This is a genomic window from Streptomyces mabaensis (assembly GCF_053763515.1).
In genome coordinates this window covers 1-13,682 of record NZ_JBSOPZ010000026.1, presented here as the reverse complement: position 1 = coordinate 13,682, position 13,682 = coordinate 1, and the positions used below count along the sequence as shown (strand labels likewise).

General features: G+C 71.3%; 17 protein-coding genes. 9 read left to right on the top strand and 8 right to left on the bottom strand.

Annotated elements, in window-relative coordinates; translation table 11 throughout:
* Positions 1–114 precede the first annotated feature (114 nt).
* Genes ACWV17_RS22590 through ACWV17_RS22580 form a run of 3 tightly spaced genes read right to left on the bottom strand, consistent with a single transcriptional unit; the run spans position 115 to position 1,988 of the window.
* Positions 115–612 (bottom strand): hypothetical protein, encoded by a 498-nt coding sequence (locus tag ACWV17_RS22590; protein WP_455361195.1) that lies wholly within the window; start codon positions 610–612, stop codon positions 115–117.
* A 28-nt stretch (positions 613–640) separates the two neighbouring features.
* Entirely contained in the window at positions 641–907 is a 267-nt protein-coding gene (locus tag ACWV17_RS22585) for a protealysin inhibitor emfourin (protein WP_455356378.1), read from the bottom strand.
* Positions 908–917: 10 nt separating this feature from the next.
* Positions 918–1,988: a M4 family metallopeptidase gene (locus ACWV17_RS22580; protein WP_455361194.1), complete on the bottom strand. Its 1,071-nt coding sequence runs from the start codon at positions 1,986–1,988 to the stop codon at positions 918–920.
* Between the two features lie 298 nt (positions 1,989–2,286).
* On the opposite strand from ACWV17_RS22580, the gene leuA reads away from it, so the two are divergent.
* The 5 genes from leuA to ACWV17_RS22555 all read left to right on the top strand — a co-directional run bounded on the left by leuA (position 2,287) and on the right by ACWV17_RS22555 (position 9,198).
* Positions 2,287–4,047 (top strand): 2-isopropylmalate synthase, encoded by a 1,761-nt coding sequence (leuA, locus tag ACWV17_RS22575; RefSeq protein ID WP_455356376.1) that lies wholly within the window; start codon positions 2,287–2,289, stop codon positions 4,045–4,047.
* 217 nt (positions 4,048–4,264) lie between these two features.
* On the top strand, positions 4,265–4,981 hold the full coding sequence (locus ACWV17_RS22570) for a TerB family tellurite resistance protein (protein WP_455361193.1): 717 nt from the start codon (positions 4,265–4,267) through the stop codon (positions 4,979–4,981).
* A 119-nt stretch (positions 4,982–5,100) separates the two neighbouring features.
* Complete coding sequence (locus ACWV17_RS22565) at positions 5,101–7,242, top strand: MMPL family transporter (RefSeq protein WP_455361192.1); 2,142 nt, start codon at positions 5,101–5,103, stop codon at positions 7,240–7,242.
* A gap of 121 nt (positions 7,243–7,363) precedes the next feature.
* Positions 7,364–8,536, top strand: coding sequence for a sensor histidine kinase (locus ACWV17_RS22560; RefSeq protein WP_455361235.1), 1,173 nt, complete (start codon positions 7,364–7,366; stop codon positions 8,534–8,536).
* Positions 8,533–9,198, top strand: a complete 666-nt coding sequence (locus ACWV17_RS22555) for a response regulator (RefSeq protein ID WP_455361191.1) — start codon at positions 8,533–8,535, stop codon at positions 9,196–9,198. The genes ACWV17_RS22560 and ACWV17_RS22555 overlap by 4 nt, the downstream gene beginning before the upstream one ends.
* Here the strand turns inward: ACWV17_RS22555 and ACWV17_RS22550 are convergent.
* Both ACWV17_RS22550 and ACWV17_RS22545 read right to left on the bottom strand, forming a co-directional pair.
* Positions 9,188–9,460: a DUF397 domain-containing protein gene (locus tag ACWV17_RS22550; protein WP_455361190.1), complete on the bottom strand. Its 273-nt coding sequence runs from the start codon at positions 9,458–9,460 to the stop codon at positions 9,188–9,190. The two genes, ACWV17_RS22555 and ACWV17_RS22550, sit on opposite strands and share 11 nt — an antisense overlap.
* The gene (locus ACWV17_RS22545; protein WP_455361189.1) at positions 9,442–10,275 is read right to left on the bottom strand and encodes a helix-turn-helix domain-containing protein; all 834 of its coding nucleotides are present in this window, start codon (positions 10,273–10,275) and stop codon (positions 9,442–9,444) included. Before ACWV17_RS22545 ends, ACWV17_RS22550 begins: the two co-directional genes overlap by 19 nt.
* A gap of 81 nt (positions 10,276–10,356) precedes the next feature.
* On the opposite strand from ACWV17_RS22545, the gene ACWV17_RS22540 reads away from it, so the two are divergent.
* Positions 10,357–10,572: a hypothetical protein gene (locus ACWV17_RS22540; RefSeq protein WP_455361188.1), complete on the top strand. Its 216-nt coding sequence runs from the start codon at positions 10,357–10,359 to the stop codon at positions 10,570–10,572.
* On the top strand, positions 10,569–10,784 hold the full coding sequence (locus tag ACWV17_RS22535; protein ID WP_455361187.1) for a hypothetical protein: 216 nt from the start codon (positions 10,569–10,571) through the stop codon (positions 10,782–10,784). The genes ACWV17_RS22540 and ACWV17_RS22535 overlap by 4 nt, the downstream gene beginning before the upstream one ends.
* 115 nt (positions 10,785–10,899) lie before the next feature.
* Here the strand turns inward: ACWV17_RS22535 and ACWV17_RS22530 are convergent, their stop codons facing one another.
* Genes ACWV17_RS22530 through ACWV17_RS22520 form a run of 3 tightly spaced genes read right to left on the bottom strand, consistent with a single transcriptional unit; the run spans position 10,900 to position 11,846 of the window.
* The gene (locus tag ACWV17_RS22530) at positions 10,900–11,169 is read right to left on the bottom strand and encodes a hypothetical protein (protein ID WP_455361186.1); all 270 of its coding nucleotides are present in this window, start codon (positions 11,167–11,169) and stop codon (positions 10,900–10,902) included.
* A gap of 11 nt (positions 11,170–11,180) precedes the next feature.
* Positions 11,181–11,594 (bottom strand): PIN domain-containing protein, encoded by a 414-nt coding sequence (locus ACWV17_RS22525; protein ID WP_455361185.1) that lies wholly within the window; start codon positions 11,592–11,594, stop codon positions 11,181–11,183.
* On the bottom strand, positions 11,595–11,846 hold the full coding sequence (locus ACWV17_RS22520; RefSeq protein WP_455361184.1) for a type II toxin-antitoxin system VapB family antitoxin: 252 nt from the start codon (positions 11,844–11,846) through the stop codon (positions 11,595–11,597).
* A gap of 100 nt (positions 11,847–11,946) precedes the next feature.
* On the opposite strand from ACWV17_RS22520, the gene recO reads away from it, so the two are divergent.
* Entirely contained in the window at positions 11,947–12,693 is a 747-nt protein-coding gene (gene recO, locus ACWV17_RS22515; protein ID WP_455361183.1) for a DNA repair protein RecO, read from the top strand.
* A gap of 14 nt (positions 12,694–12,707) precedes the next feature.
* Positions 12,708–13,547 (top strand): isoprenyl transferase, encoded by an 840-nt coding sequence (locus tag ACWV17_RS22510; RefSeq protein WP_455361182.1) that lies wholly within the window; start codon positions 12,708–12,710, stop codon positions 13,545–13,547.
* The last annotated feature ends 135 nt before the right edge of the window (positions 13,548–13,682 follow it).

Sequence of the window (13,682 nt, the reverse complement as noted above, 5' to 3'; positions counted from 1 at the left end):
GGGCCGGATAGGACGCGGCGTCTGGTGCACTGCGCTTCGCTCCGTCTCCGCTCTTTTCCCGGCCCTTCGATGCGGAGCTGCATCGCAAGGCGCCGGAGTGCCCTAATAGCGGAGCTATTCGGGCATTTCGGCAACGCGGCGAGGTGCCGTGCCAGGCGTCGTGGCCCCGGCCAAGATCCGCCGGACAGCCCCTGGATGCGGGACGGTCAGCGCGGCCGCCAGGAACGGGTCCTGGGCGCCCAGCACCCGTACGGACGCGGACGTGGACGGCTCCGGGACCGAAGCGTCGTCGGCGAGCACCATCAGCGGGTGCGCGTGGACGGTCAGGCCCGACTCCTCGATCGCCTTGCGCAGGCCGGGGGTCGTCTCGTGCACCCACTCGAAGGCCTCGGGTATGGAGAGTTCCCGCTGCCGCGCGCGGACGCGGTCCACGTCCGCCGCGGTCGCCGCCCCAGGGTGCCCGAGCGCGGGCCGCGCGTAGAACGGCCAGCCCGGCCCCTCCCGTACGAAGAGGGTCAGCGGTCCGAAGTCCTCGGCGCGCGCGTCGGAGCGCGGGACGGCGTCGTAGAACTGCTCCAGTTGCTGCAGCTGCTCAAGCTGATCAAGAGTCACGCCGGCATCCAAGCACCGCGTGTCCCGGTCACGCACCCTCTTTGAGGACCCGCGTGATCAGCTTCCGCTGCGCCTCCGTGAGCCGCGGGTCCGCGCAGTAGACCGTGCGGCCGTCGACCGTGATCTGGTACGAGAACCCGTCCGGCACCCCTGCCGGCGGCACCCCCCGGCCCTCGGAGAGCGCCTCCTCGGCCAGGGCGTGCCACTCGTCCGCGTCGGGCCGCCCCGAGGTGTCCACCTCGGCGTGGCGCTCGATGCCCGCGAAGCCCCCGGTACGCCTTACTTCGATACGCATGGGTCCATGTCTATCCCCGCGTCTCGTGCGGGACACCCACCCGGGACCAGGCCTTCACCAGTGCCTGGTGCTCCGCGCCCTCCCCGTAGCGGCTGCGCGCCGCGGCGACCGTGAGCCGGGCGAAATCGGCGAAGCTCGCGTCGACGGCCAGCTCGCCGCCCGTGAGCACGTCGTACCAGATCTGCCCCGCGCGCTCCCAGGCCCGGCCGCCCAGCTCGGTGGCGAGCAGGTAGAAGGCGTGGTTGGGGATGCCCGAGTTGATGTGTACGCCGCCGTTGTCGCGGCCGGTGCGGACGTAGTCGTCCATGGTCGCGGGCTGCGGGTCCTTGCCGAGTACGTCGTCGTCGTACGCCGTGCCGGGAGCCTTCATCGAGCGCAGCGCGACCCCGCTCACGCGCTCGGCGAGCAGGCCCGCGCCGATCAGCCAGTCCGCCTCGGCCGCGGTCTGGTCGAGTGTGTACTGCTTGATCAGCGAGCCGAAGACGTCGGAGACGGACTCGTTGAGCGCGCCCGGCTGTCCGAAGTAGGTGAGGTTCGCCGTGTACTGGGTGACGCCGTGCGCCAGCTCGTGCCCGATGACGTCCACCGGCAGCGTGAAGTCGAGGAAGATCTCCCCGTCTCCGTCGCCGAAGACCATCTGCTCGCCGTCCCAGAAGGCGTTGCCGTAGTCCTCGTCGTAGTGGACGGTCGCGACCAGCGGCAGGCCGTTGCCGTCGATGGAGTCGCGCGCGTACGCCTTCAGGAAGAGGTCGAAGGTCGCGCCGAGGCCGTTGTACGCGCGGTTGACGGTGGCGTCCTGGCCGGGCGGGTCGCCCTCGCCGCGCACCTTGCGGCCGGGCAGCTCGCGCCCGCGCTCGGCGTCGTGAACGGAGCGCCGCGGCTGCTCGCCGGACGGGCCGGCCGGCGCGGCCGCCGCCGGGGCGCCGACGACCGTGGTGAGCCGGCGCCTGGTGCGCTGGGCGGCGTCCGCGACCAGGGTGCGCCGGGCGGGTCCGGAGAGGGCGGGGTCCTCGGCCCGGGCGAGCCGGTCGAGGAGGTGGGGAGGCACGATCGTGCAGAAGACGGGGTGGTGGACAGTCATGCTCGCAATGTGGCACTGGGTTATGACTCTGTCACTACCTGCGACGAAGGTTAGCCAAATAGAGTGATAGGTCACTTTTTGGCCGTTACCTGCCTGTGATCCCGCATACTGATACAGCCCCGCGCCGACAGCGCGGCTCGGCTAGGCTGCGGCAATCATGCGTTTCGGGCTGCTTCTCCTTAGCTGCCGCGGCGAGGGCCTGTAGTCGTAGGCCGACCCCCTCCCCGCGGAGTCTGGTGTTGCGCTTTACGCCCCGTCGGCCGTCCCGTCCCAGCGGACACACGAGGAGCCCACGCACATGTCTGACACGTCTGTCGGTCGCCCCACGCCCATCACCAACGCGACCCACACCCAGAAGCCCTCCGGGATGCCGGTCCACAAGTACGGACAGTACGACGCCGTCGACATCCCCGACCGCACCTGGCCGGACAACCGCATCACCAAGGCACCCCGCTGGCTCTCCACCGACCTGCGTGACGGCAACCAGGCCCTGATCGACCCCATGTCGCCCGCCCGCAAGCGCGAGATGTTCGACCTGCTGGTGCGCATGGGCTACAAGGAGATCGAGGTCGGCTTCCCGTCCTCCGGCGACACCGACTTCAACTTCGTACGCTCGATCATCGAAGAGGGCGCGATTCCCGAGGACGTGACCATCTCCGTCCTGACCCAGGCCCGCGAGGACCTGATCGAGCGGACCGTCGAGTCGCTGCGCGGCGCGCACCGCGCCACCGTGCACCTGTACAACGCCACTGCCCCCACCTTCCGCCGGGTCGTCTTCCGGGGCTCCAAGGACGACGTCAAGCAGATCGCCGTGGACGGCACCCGGCTGGTCATGGAGTACGCCGAGAAGATCCTCGGCCCGGAGACGATCTTCGGCTACCAGTACAGCCCCGAGATCTTCACCGACACCGAGCTGGACTTCGCCCTGGAGGTCTGCGAGGCCGTCATGGACGTCTGGCAGCCCGAGGCCGGCCGCGAGATCATCCTGAACCTGCCCGCCACCGTGGAGCGCTCGACCCCGTCCACCCACGCGGACCGGTTCGAGTGGATGGCGCGGAACCTGACCCGCCGCGAGCACGTCTGCATCTCCGTCCACCCGCACAACGACCGCGGCACCGCCGTCGCCGCCGCCGAACTGGCCGTCATGGCCGGTGCGGACCGGATCGAGGGCTGTCTGTTCGGCCAGGGCGAGCGCACCGGCAACGTCGACCTGGTGACGCTGGGCATGAACCTGTTCTCGCAGGGGGTCGACCCGCAGATCGACTTCTCGCAGATCGACGAGATCCGCCGCACCAGCGAGTACTGCAACCAGATGGAGATCCACCCGCGCCACCCCTACGCGGGCGATCTGGTCTATACCGCCTTCTCCGGCTCCCACCAGGACGCCATCAAGAAGGGCTTCGACGCCATGGAGGCCGACGCGGCCGCCCAGGGCAAGACCGTGGACGACATCGAGTGGGCCGTTCCGTATCTGCCGATCGACCCCAAGGACGTCGGCCGCTCGTACGAGGCGGTCATCCGCGTCAACTCGCAGTCCGGCAAGGGCGGTATCGCGTACGTCCTGAAGAACGACCACAAGCTGGACCTGCCGCGCCGGATGCAGATCGAGTTCTCGAGGATCATCCAGGCCAAGACCGACGCCGAGGGCGGCGAGGTCACGCCGAAGCAGATCTGGTCCGTCTTCCAGGACGAGTACCTGCCCAACCCGGAGAACGCGTGGGGCCGGATCCAGCTGCGCTCGGGCCAGACCACGACCGACAAGGACGGCACGGACACGCTGACCGTCGAGGCGGTCGTGGACGGCACCGAGACCGTGCTGACCGGTAGCGGCAACGGTCCGATCTCGGCCTTCTTCGAGGCGCTGGCCGCGGTCGGCGTGGACGCCCGCCTGCTGGACTACACCGAGCACACGATGAGCGAGGGCGCGAGTGCCCAGGCCGCGTCGTACATCGAGTGCGCGATCGACGGCCGTGTCCTGTGGGGCATCGGTATCGACGCGAACACGACACGTGCCTCGCTGAAGGCGGTCGTCTCGGCGGTCAACCGCGCGGGCCGCTGATCACCGCTGACCTCCGGGTTCAAGGTCAACTCCGGGACCCTGTCCCCCGATTGCGGGGGGCGGGGTTCGGCCATGTCTGCGCTCCGGCGGACGAACCTGCCGTCACAGTGCTGACGTCACCTCACGGATGTGGCTAACATCACGTCAACGCGGCAACGCTGCCGCGGGGGCACCTCCCGTGCCCGAAGGGCGACGGGGGAGTTGACGGAGGTGGAACGTGCTGCCAGCCCAGGGTCCAAGCGGCCGAAAACTGTGCATCTGGGGCATTCGTACCACCTGGACCACGGTCGGTGACGGCGAGTTCTTCTGCCCCGACTGCGGCGGAGACCGCAACTACCGCCGCCGCACCGGCCGCAGACGCTTCACCGTCCTCGGCGCCCCGCTGCTGCCGCGCGGCCAGGCCGGCCCCGTCGTCGAATGCGCCGCCTGCCACGCCCACTTCGGCACCGACAGCCTCGACCACCCCACCACCAACCGCTTCTCCGCGATGCTCCGCGACGCCGTGCACACCGTCGCGCTGGCCGTCCTCGCCGCCGGCGGCACGTCCTCGCGCACGGTCCGGGAGGCCGCCGTCCTCACCGTGCGCTCCGCCGGGTTCGAGGACTGCACCGAGGACCAGCTCACCATGCTGATCGAGGCGCTCGCCGCGGACACCGGGCGGCTGCCCGAGATGTACGACGCGACGCCCGAGCCGTGCGGGGCCGCCCTCGCCATCGAGCTGCACGAGGCGCTCGAACCGCTCGCCCCGCACCTCGCCCCCGCCGGCCGCGAGTCGATCCTGCTCCAGGGCGCCCGGATCGCCCTCGCCGACGGCCCGTACAGCGCCGCCGAGCGCGAGGTGCTCGCCACCGTCGGCGCCGCGCTGCAACTGCGCGCCGACGACACGGCCCGGCTGCTGCTGGCCGCCGCCCGGCCCGTACTCCCCGGGGAGTAACCGCGGCGGCGCACCGCCCGTGGCAGTAGCCGCCGAGTCCGCCGCGCGCGCGACGTATCGGCCCTCCGAGGCCGGGAGTCTGGACAGGACCAGACACCCGTACAGGAGGGGAGGCCCCCGTGACGAGGGCCGTAAGGGAAGAGAGCGGCGCACGACCGCGGCCGCTGCCGTACCGCGGCAGGCTCCGGGCGCTGCCCTGGGCGATCGTCGCCCTCTGGGTCGCCGTGATCGCGCTCGCCGGGCCCTTCGCCGGGAAGCTCGGCGACGTACAGCGCGACCGAGCCGTCGACTACCTGCCCGCCAACGCCGACTCCACCCAGGTCGCGAAGATCCAGGACACGCTGCCCGGCGGGGAGTCCACCGACCTCGTCCTCGTCTACCACCGCGACGGCGGGCTGACGGCCGCCGACCGGGCCGAGGCGGGCCGGCAGACCGCCGAGATCGCGCGGGACCACCGGCTCACCTCGCCGCCCCGGGGCGTCCCGTCCGAGGACGGCACGACCCTGATGTACCCGGTCTCCTCCACCGAGCCCGGCCAGGACGAGGAGGCCCGGGCCGCCTTCGTCACCGACATACGCGAAACCGCCGAGGGGGGCGACGGCCTGAGCGTCGAGGTGGGCGGCCCGGGGGCGCTGATCGCGGACGCCCAGGAGGTCTTCGGGTCCCTCGACGGGCCGCTGCTCTACACGACCGTCGCGGTGGTCGCGATCCTGCTGATCGTCATCTACCGCAGCCCGCTGCTGTGGCTGGTGCCGCTCGTGGTCGCCGGTGTCGCCAACGCCCTCTCGCTGGCCGTGGTGTACGGCCTCCACCAGGGCTTCGACATCACCGTCAGCGGCCAGAGCTCCGGCGTGATGACCATCCTCGTCTTCGGCGCCGGCACCGACTACGCGCTGCTGCTCGTCTCCCGCTACCGCGAGGAGCTGTACCGCCGGGAGCGGCCGTACGACGCGATGACCGCCGCCCTGCGCGGCTGCGGCCCCGCGATCCTCGCCTCCTCCGGCACGGTGGCCGCCGGACTCCTGTGCCTGCTCGCCGCCGACCTCAACAGCAGCCGCGGCATGGGCCCCATCGCCGCCGTCGGTGTGCTGTGCGCGCTGCTCGCCATGACGACCCTGCTGCCCGCGCTGCTCGTCCTGCTGGGCCGCCGCGTGTTCTGGCCGCTCGTACCGGCGTACGGCAGTGAGCCCAAGCAGCGCCGCTCGGTGTTCGCCGCGATGGGCGGCTCGGCCGGACGCAGGCCGGTCGCCGTGCTGGTCTCCGGCGGTGTGCTGCTGGGGGCGCTCGCACTCGGTGCGTTCAACCTGCCCGGCGACCTCAAGCAGGAGGACTCCTTCACCACCAGGCCGGAGTCGGTCGCGGCGATGGAGACCCTGGGCCGGGCCTACCCCGGCCGGGGCACCCAGCCGATCGCGGTGATCGCGCCGGCCGGCCGGGCGGACGAGGCGCAGGCGAAGGCCCGCGCGACGGAGGGGGTCGCGGCGGTCGAGCGCGGGCGCACCGGCGGCGGCTGGACCGAACTGTCCGTCATGGCCGAGGCGAAGCCCGAGTCGGCGGCGGAACAGGCGACCATCAAGGCGCTGCGGGCCGGCCTGACGGACACGTACGGAGCGTACGTGGGCGGGCCCAGCGCCCAGCAGCTGGACCTGGAGGAGACCAATGCGCGTGATCTGACGATCGTCGTCCCGCTCGTGCTGCTGTCCGTCCTGCTGATCCTGATCGCACTGCTGCGCAGCCTGGTCGCGCCGCTGCTGCTCGTCGCCGCGGTGGTCGCGGTGTGGGGCGCCTCGCTCGGGATCGCCGGCCTGGTCTTCGGACCGGTCCTCGGCCTGGAGGGGACCGACCCCGGGCTGCCGCTGCTGTCCTTCGTGTTCCTGGTGGCGCTGGGCGTCGACTACGGCATCTTCCTGATGCACCGGATGCGCGAGGAGTCGCTGTCCGGCGCCGGCCCGACGGCCGCGGCGCTTACCGCGCTGCGCACGACGGGCGGGGTGATCGCCTCGGCGGGCCTGGTGCTGGCGGCGACGTTCGCGGTGCTGACGAGCATGCCGCTGGTGGCGCTGGTCGAGCTGGGCTTCGTCATCGCGGTCGGCGTACTGCTGGACACCTTCCTGGTACGGACGTACCTGGTGACGTCGGCGAGCGTGGCCCTGGGCCACAAGGTGTGGTGGCCGGGCCGCCTCAGCCGGTCGCCTGCGGCGGGCGGCACGGTACACGGGGACGCGCCGGCGCCTGCGCAGGAACCGGCGGGCCGGGCGTGAGCGGCGGCGGGCACCGGCCCCCTCCCCGGAGGGGAGCCGTCTACCGGAGGATGGACGCGTGTCCCGAGCCACGCCCACGCGCCTGAGCGAGCGCGTCCTCGCCGTCGTCAACCGCGACCCGATGGACGCGCCGCACAAGCTGCGCACCGACGCCCTCATCGCCGGGGGCGCCGGTGCGCTGTCCGTCGTACTCGCCCTCTTTACCGACGACGGGCGGGTGCCCGACGCGCTCGGCTGGGCGCTGCTCGGCGCCAGCATCCCGCCGCTGGTGTGGCGGCGCCGCAACCCGCTGCTCGCCCTGGTGGCGATGATGGCCGTCCTGCTGCCGTACCACGCGCTCGACAACGCGCACACGGGCCCGATGCCCCAGACCTGGATCGCGCTCTACACGGTCGCCGTGACCGGCCGCCCGCTGCGCACGATGCTGGTCGGGGTCGGGCTCCTCGGCATCGTCGTGACCGTGGTGTTCGGCATCAGCGCCCACGACGGGCTGGAGATGCTCCGCATCTCGGGCTGGATCGTCGCCGTCCTTTTCTTCGGGGTGGACGTCCGGGTGTACCGGCAGTACGTCGCCTCCATGGTGGAGCGCGCCGAACGTGCCGAACGGACCCGGGAGGAGGAGGCCGCCCGCCGGGTCGCGGAGGAGCGGCTGCGGATCGCCCGCGACCTGCACGACCTGCTCGCGCACTCCATCACCCTCATCGGGGTCCAGACCTCCGTCGCCGCGCACGTCCTGACCGCCGACCCGGACCGGCTCGACCGGGAAGCCGTGGCCAAGACGCTCGACGACATCTCCGGCACCTGCCGGGAGGCGCGGGCGGAGCTGCGAGGCACCCTCCAGGTGCTCCGGGCCGCCGGCGGCGGCGCCGCCGCCGGGGAGGGCCCGCTGCCGGACCTGAACGCGCTGCCCGGCCTGGTACGCGCGGCGGAGGCGGCCGGCGCGCACGTCGACCTCCGCGTCCGTACGCCGACGGGCCGGCTCGCCCCGGCGACCGGCGCCGCCGCGTACCGCATCGTGCAGGAGTCGCTGACCAACGCGGTCCGGCACGCGGGGCCGGCCGTCCGCATCCGGGTCGCCGTGGAGCCCCACGACTCCGAACTGCGGGTCACCGTCACCGACAACGGCCCCGGCCCGCAACAGACGGGCGGACCACCAGGGCTCGGCATCATCGGGATGCGCGAGCGCGCGCGCAGCACCGGCGGCACACTGGTCGCGGGGCCCCGCCCCGGCGGCGGCTTCGAGGTCTCGGCGGTGCTGCCGTTCCACGACCACGACCGGGAGGCGGAGAGATGATCCGGGTACTGCTGGCGGACGACCAGACGCTCGTACGGGCCGCGTTCGCGATGCTCGTCGAATCGGCCCGGGACATGGAGGTCGTGGCGCAGGCGGGCACCGGGCTGGAGGCGGTCGAACTGGCCCGCTCCGAGCGGGCCGACCTCGTCGTCATGGACATCCGCATGCCCGAGCTGGACGGCATCGAGGCGACCCGGCTGATCGCGGCGGACGATGACCTCGCGGGGGTCAAGGTCCTGGTCCTGACGACGTACGACACCGACGAGCACGTGGTCGAGGCGCTGCGCGCGGGCGCGTCGGGCTTCCTGGTCAAGGACACCAAGCCAGCCGAACTGCTGGCCGCCATCAGGACGGTGGCCGCGGGCGAGTCCCTGCTGTCCCCGGGCCCGACGGCCCGCCTGATCGCCCGCGTCCTGCGCACTCCGGACGCCCCGGCGACGGGCGGCCCGGACGGCCTCTCGGACCGCGAACGCCAGGTGCTGGGCCTGGTCGCGCGCGGCCTGAACAACACGGAGATAGCGGAGACGCTGGGCCTGAGCCCCCTGACGGCGAAGACGCACGTGAGCCGGATCATGGGCAAACTGGGCGCCCGCGACCGCGCCCAGCTCGTGATCACGGCGTACGAGTCGGGGCTGGTGACCCCGGGCGAACTCAGCCCCTGACGCTCGCGACGAAGGCGGCCCAGGCGCTTGCGCTGATGATCAGCGCGGGGCCGGTGGGGTTCTTGCTGTCCCGAACGGGGACGACGCCGGGGAAGTCGTCAGCGACCTCGACGCAGTCGCCGCCGCTGCCGTTGCTGTACGTGCTCTTGCGCCAGCGGGCGGCGCCGGGGAAGTCATACGCGACCTCGATGCATTCGCCGCCCTCGCCGTTGCTGTAGGAGCTCTTGTGCCAGCGGGCGGTACTCAGGTCGTACTCGTGCATCGTCTGAAATCCTCAGCCGCCGATTCCAGCAGGGCCAGGGACGCCTCCGGCGACAACGCGGCGACCCTGAGCAGATCGTAGGCGCGTTGTGCCCGCTTCACCACCGCCGGATCGTCCACGAGAGTCCCCGAAAACGATGTCTCTGTATAGGTGGTTGGAGGTGCGTCCTCGAACTCCATGAGCTGCAGCATCCCTGCCATAGACGCGTGGGCGCCAGCTGCGGCGGGGAGCACGGTCACCAGAACGGTCCGCTCGCGCCCAAGGGCGGCGATGTGCTCCAGCTGTCTGGCCATGGCAGCAGGACCGCCCACCGGGACGCGTAGCACGTTCTCATGCAGGATTGCCCAATACTCTGGCCTTGTAGGGCCCTCCAGGATGTGCGCTCGCTCCAGCCGAGCAGACACCTTTTCCTCCACGTACGCGTTGGTGGCGAACGGGTTGGCCGCGATAGTGATCGCTCGCGCGTACTCGGCCGTTTGCAAGAGCCCGGGCACGACCGTGGGTGCGAAGATGCAGATCTTCCTCGCCAGCGCTTCCAGCTCCGCGACCGCAGCGAAATACTCCGCGTACCGACGGTCGTTGATGAGCTTCCGCCACATCCGTTCGAAAATACCGTCGGTTTGCAGCGCGTCGTCGATCCGTTCGGCCACATCACGCTGCGGTTTCCTGATCGCCTGCTCGAACTGGCCGATGTATCCGCCCGATACGAAGACCCGCAGGCCCAGCTCCGCCTGCGTCAGCCCGGCCACCTCCCGCCGGCGCTTCAGTTCTGCCCCGAAGAATTCCCAGGCGGCTTGCCGCGAACCATTCCCCATGGGTTAACTCCTTTGTGCTGCCGCGCAGTTGTAGGGCGCGTCCCCCTGTCGATGGTAGGCGGAGTTCCCCAGGCTGGACGCATGAAGAACAGAAATGCGCGAAAGCTGGAACTCGCCGAATCCGCGGTGGTCGAATTGCGCGACGCGCTCGCGCGGGCCGGGGTCGTTCTGCCCTCGCTCGGGGTCGACCCGCTCTCGTACGTCGACCCGACCGACCGGCCCGCGCTCGTCGAACTGGGCCGCTGCACCGCCGAGACGGCACGGCTGCTGGCCGCCGCGCTGCCGGGGGAGGCGTGAGGGCCCCCGTCGGGTCGTACGCCGTCGACACCCGTACCGGCAGGCTGGGCACGGTCATGGGGCACGTGGGCCCGTACGTCCAGCTCAGGCCGATCGGCGGGGGCCGGGAGTGGGACTGCGCACCGGACGCGGTACGGGAGGCCACGGCGGCGGAACGGCTGAGCGCGGTGACGGCGTACGTCAACGCGCGCAGCCGCGGCGAGGTGCCGTAGCGACGGGGCCTACTGGCGAACCGCTTCAACCATGGCGCGGGGCCCGCCAGAACGCCGGATGGTTGCGCTCGGCGGCGATCAGGGCGCCCGCTCGACACCACCGGGCGCAGCGCGCTCACCCGGCCCCGCGTGGCTGGCAGCCGGGCGCCGGCGGCTGGGCGACCTTCTCCATGAAGGCGTCGACCCATGCCTGCTCTTCCGGAGAAGGCGCAGCGACCTCGGCCATGGCCTCCTCGGCGGCCGCCAGGCCGGCTTCGATCCTTGCCGCACGCTCGGCCGCCCGCGACAGCCAAGCGGACACGCTCAGCCCCTCCCGCTCCGCCGCCGATCTTGCCGCGTCGAGAGTCTCACTCGGGATGGTGATGGTGACTCGCTCAAGGCTCATACCGAGACCTGTCAGGTCCGTAGGTCGATCATGCGGGCAGGCTGGCCGGTGGTACGGGCGATCGTCGTGAAGTCCCGGTCGTAGTGCAGGAGTGTGAGCCCGGACTCCTCGGCCACGGCCGCTACGAGGAGGTCGACGGGTCCCGCGCTGCGATGTTCGCCCTTCGCCGTGAGCTGCTCCTGCACCACTCGGGCCCGCCGGTAGACCCCGTCCGGGACCGGGCACCAGGCATAGTGCGTGTTCAGGGCGGACTTCAGCCGTTCCCGGTCGGCTGTCGACCGCGCGGAGTAGAGGACTTCCAGCTCCGTGAAATCACAGATCGCGACAAGACCGGCACCGATCCTGTCTTCCCACTCGGGCGTGGTTCGGCCCAGCAGAACCCGAGCGACCGCCGAGGTGTCGATGAGGTAGTCGGCGACATTCATTCACGCGCTCCGGCGGGACTCGGCGGACTCCTCCCCAGCGCCGCGGTATATCCGCTTGTCGAGGAGGATGTCGATGTCCACGCCGCCCTCCGCCACCAGGGCTCGGGCGTCTTCGAGAGAGCGCAGTCGCCGGTAGCGGGCGGTTACCTCACGCAGTGCCGTGTTGATGGTGTCGCGCTTGGTGGTGGTGCCGAGCTCCTTGGCGGCGGCTTCGAGTGCTTCGTCGTCAAGATCGATGACCGTGCGGCTCATGGATGCGCCCCTTCGTGATGTACACGCAGTCGTATATCAGTATACCTCGCTCCTTATGTATCCGGCACGGGCCCGCGATCCCGTACGCGACAATGGCCGTATGAGTCTCTTCCGCGACGACGGCATCGTGCTGCGCACCCAGAAGCTGGGGGAAGCGGACCGCATCATCACGATCCTCACCCGCGGGCACGGGCGCGTGCGGGCCGTCGCTCGGGGGGTGCGGCGGACGAAGTCGAAGTTCGGGGCGCGGCTGGAGCCGTTCTCGCACGTCGACGTGCAGTTCTTCGCGCACGGCAGCGAACTCGTCGGGCGCGGGCTGCCGCTGTTCACGCAGAGCGAGACCATCGCTCCCTACGGTGGCGGCATCGTCACCGACTACGCCCGCTACACCGCCGGTACCGCGATGCTGGAGACCGCCGAGCGGTTCACCGACCACGAGGGCGAGCCGGCCGTTCAGCAGTACCTGCTGCTCGTCGGCGCGCTGCGCACCCTCGCCCGGGGCGAGCACGCGCCGAACCTCGTCCTGGACGCCTTCCTGCTGCGCTCGCTCGCGGTCAACGGCTACGCGCCGAGCTTCGACGACTGCGCCCGGTGCGGCATGCACGGGCCGAACCGGTTCTTCTCGGTCGCGGCGGGAGGTGTCATCTGCGCCGACTGCCGGGTGCCCGGAAGCGTCGTACCCTCCACGGAGGCCATCGGCCTGCTCAGCGCGCTGCTGACGGGGGACTGGGCGACGGCGGACGCGTGCGAGCCGCGGCACGTCCGGGAGGGCAGCGGGCTGGTGTCCGCCTATCTGCACTGGCACTTGGAGCGCGGCCTGCGCTCGCTGAGGTACGTAGAGAAATAGGAGTGGTGAGCCGCATGGCACGACGCGGGATTCTGGGACGTCCCCGCCGCGAGTACAAGACACCCGACCCGCACCCCTCCGGTGCGCGCCCGCCGAAGATCCCCGGCGAGCTGGTGCCGAAGCATGTCGCGGTCGTCATGGACGGCAACGGGCGCTGGGCCAAGGAGCGCGGGCTGCCGCGCACCGAGGGCCACAAGGTCGGTGAGTCCGTCGTGCTCGACGTGCTCAACGGCTGCCTGGAGATGGGCGTCAAGAACCTCTCGCTGTACGCGTTCTCCACCGAGAACTGGAAGCGCTCGCCCGACGAGGTCAAGTTCCTGATGAACTTCAACCGCGACGTCATCCGGCGCCGCCGCGACCAGATGGACGAGCTGGGCATCCGCATCAGGTGGACCGGCCGGATGCCGAAGCTGTGGAAGTCGGTCGTCCAGGAGCTCCAGGTCGCCCAGGAGCAGACGAAGAACAATGACGCGATGACGCTGTACTTCTGCGTCAACTACGGCGGCCGCGCGGAGATCGCCGACGCGGCGGCGGCGATAGGGCGCGACATCGCGGCGGGCCGGCTCGACCCGTCGAAGGTCAACGAGAAGACCTTCGCCAAGTACCTGTACTACCCGGACATGCCGGACGTGGATCTCTTCGTCCGCCCGAGCGGCGAGCAGCGCACGTCCAACTACCTGATCTGGCAGAGCGCGTACGCGGAGATGGTCTTCCAGGACGTGCTGTGGCCGGACTTCGACCGCCGCGATCTGTGGCGGGCCTGCCTGGAGTACGCGCAGCGCGACCGCCGCTTCGGCGGCGCCCTGCCGAACGAGGTGGACGGCCAGGCGCCCGGCCAGGGGTCCGCTGTCTGACCGCCTGTGGCACGCGGCGGTCCTGCCGGCCGGCCCCCCAAGGCCGGCGGCCACGGATACGGGCCCGGGGGGGGGGGGGGGGGGGGGGGGGGGGGGGGGGGGGGGGGGGGGGGGGGGGGGGGGGGGGGGGGGGGG

Coding starts and splice junctions, on each gene's coding strand:
- recO (WP_455361183.1), top strand. CDS start 11,947: ATGAGTCTCTTCCGCGACGACGGCATCGTGCTGCGCACCCAGAAGCTG.
- leuA (WP_455356376.1), top strand. CDS start 2,287: ATGTCTGACACGTCTGTCGGTCGCCCCACGCCCATCACCAACGCGACC.
- ACWV17_RS22550 (WP_455361190.1), bottom strand. CDS start 9,460: ATGCACGAGTACGACCTGAGTACCGCCCGCTGGCACAAGAGCTCCTAC.
- ACWV17_RS22530 (WP_455361186.1), bottom strand. CDS start 11,169: ATGAGCCTTGAGCGAGTCACCATCACCATCCCGAGTGAGACTCTCGAC.
- ACWV17_RS22585 (WP_455356378.1), bottom strand. CDS start 907: ATGCGTATCGAAGTAAGGCGTACCGGGGGCTTCGCGGGCATCGAGCGC.
- ACWV17_RS22520 (WP_455361184.1), bottom strand. CDS start 11,846: ATGAGCCGCACGGTCATCGATCTTGACGACGAAGCACTCGAAGCCGCC.
- ACWV17_RS22555 (WP_455361191.1), top strand. CDS start 8,533: ATGATCCGGGTACTGCTGGCGGACGACCAGACGCTCGTACGGGCCGCG.
- ACWV17_RS22545 (WP_455361189.1), bottom strand. CDS start 10,275: ATGGGGAATGGTTCGCGGCAAGCCGCCTGGGAATTCTTCGGGGCAGAA.
- ACWV17_RS22540 (WP_455361188.1), top strand. CDS start 10,357: ATGAAGAACAGAAATGCGCGAAAGCTGGAACTCGCCGAATCCGCGGTG.
- ACWV17_RS22510 (WP_455361182.1), top strand. CDS start 12,708: ATGGCACGACGCGGGATTCTGGGACGTCCCCGCCGCGAGTACAAGACA.
- ACWV17_RS22580 (WP_455361194.1), bottom strand. CDS start 1,988: ATGACTGTCCACCACCCCGTCTTCTGCACGATCGTGCCTCCCCACCTC.
- ACWV17_RS22525 (WP_455361185.1), bottom strand. CDS start 11,594: ATGAATGTCGCCGACTACCTCATCGACACCTCGGCGGTCGCTCGGGTT.
- ACWV17_RS22560 (WP_455361235.1), top strand. CDS start 7,364: ATGGACGCGCCGCACAAGCTGCGCACCGACGCCCTCATCGCCGGGGGC.